We start from the raw sequence: 1,843 nt of genomic DNA, 5'->3' as shown, positions 1-1,843 counted from the left end.
AAAAAGAGGCTGGGACATAACTCAGCTTTATAAATGAGAAGGCCCTCGGAACGTTTTTCGTTTCGAGGGCCTTCTTCTATGATGAAAAACCGATTTTAAGTAAACAAATAAGGACTTCCTCTGATAAAGTTAAAGTGACCAAACCATAACCATCGGAGGTGTCCTTATGTTTAAAAATTATAACATGAACCAGCTGGTTCTGCCTTTAGATTTAGAAATTCGTCTTCATGAAAATGATATCGCATTCGCCGTCCATCATCTTGTCGAGTCCATTCCCGACGAGGCCTTTGAACCATTTACTCGAACGACAGGCTGCCCTGCCTATCATCCTCGCATGATGATGAAGATCATTTTATGCGCCTATACGCAATCGGTCTTCTCTGGTCGGAAGATCGAAGGACTCCTTCAAGACAGTCTACGGATGATGTGGCTCGCTCAGGGGAATGAACCGAGCTATCGTACGATCAATCGTTTTCGAGTGCACCCGGCAGTCACACCTATTCTGAAGCAGGCATTCGTCACCTTCCGTTGCCATCTCGTCGAGATGGGAGAAATTAAGGAAGAAGCGATCTTCATTGATGGTACGAAACTAGAAGCGAATGCGAATCGATATACGTTCGTCTGGCGGAAATCCGTCGAGCGATATAGTGCGTCGCTCGTTGAAAAGTCTAATCTTCTCTATGAAGAACTCGTCGCGCAGGAAATTTTGCCGGAGATTGAACGGGAAAGTCCAGACGAACTGACCATTCCTGAACTCGAGCACATCGGTGATGTTTTGGAGGAACGAATCGCTTCTATTAATCAAGAAATCGAGACAAGTTCAGATACGCAGGAGAGAAAACGTCTTCGTTCTGAACGAAAGCAGCCCCATCTTTTCCGAAAAAAGGTCGCTGAATTCGTGGAAAGAAAACGGAAGTATGCCGTCCATAAGGAAACGTTCGATGGACGGAACAGCTATTCCAAAACGGATACGGATGCGACGTTTATGCGGATGAAAGAAGATCATATGCAAAATGGACAACTCAAGCCTGGGTACAACGTGCAGATTGCGACCGAAGGTCAATATACCCTCGCTTATGATATCTATCCTAATCCGACAGATGTCCGCACGTTAATTCCATTTTTAGATGAAGTGGCCTCGTATCTTACTTTACCGGAACATATCGTTGCGGATGCCGGCTATGGCAGCCAAGAAAATTATCAGGAGATCCTGATGCGCCGAGGGCGCACTCCACTCATTCCCTATACGATGTTCCAAAAAGAGAAGACGCGAAAATGGCGTGATAATCCTTTTAACCTCACTAACTGGTCCTATGATGAAACGACCGATCAATTTATATGTCCGAACGGACAGGACGTGACGTTCCGTTACATGTCCAAGAGGACGGATCGCTATGGCTTCACCCGTGATTTTAAGGTGTACGAAAGTGAGAGTTGTGATGACTGCCCACTTCGATCCCTCTGTACCAAAGCAGAGAACGGTCGTCATCGCCAAGTCCGAGTAAACGTTTCGTGGGAAGAACAAAAAGAACAGGTAAAGGGCCTGCTTTCAGATCAAAAAACCGGAAAAATCTACGCGAGACGTAAGACAGATGTAGAACCAGTTTTTGGAAATCTGAAGGCTAATTTGGGTTTCACTCGTTTTTCTGTAAGAGGAAAAGCGAAGGTGAAACGTGAGCTCGGTTTCATCCTTATGGCAGTAAATTTGAGAAAGTGGCTCACCCAAAGTATTGCCCGAGGGGCAATTTGATAAGAGGTGACGAAAAAATAAGGGATTGCGCATCGTGACGATGGCAATCCCTTATTTTCTTTACAAGTCAGCTAGTTATGTCCCAGCCTCTTT

The 1,843-nt window shown here is 45.3% G+C and carries 1 protein-coding gene; it reads left to right on the top strand.

Annotated features, from left to right (window positions below; translation table 11 throughout):
- The first annotated feature begins 166 nt into the window (after positions 1 to 166).
- Positions 167 to 1,750: an IS1182 family transposase gene (locus R7V76_RS16560; protein WP_318094344.1), complete on the top strand. Its 1,584-nt coding sequence runs from the start codon at positions 167 to 169 to the stop codon at positions 1,748 to 1,750.
- The last annotated feature ends 93 nt before the right edge of the window (positions 1,751 to 1,843 follow it).

Source organism: Exiguobacterium artemiae (genome assembly GCF_033342815.1).
In the GTDB taxonomy this organism is placed as follows: Bacteria; Bacillota; Bacilli; order Exiguobacteriales; family Exiguobacteriaceae; genus Exiguobacterium_A; species Exiguobacterium_A artemiae_A.
The sequence above is the reverse complement of the archived record's forward strand: the minus strand, read 5'-3'. Positions and strand labels throughout refer to the sequence as shown.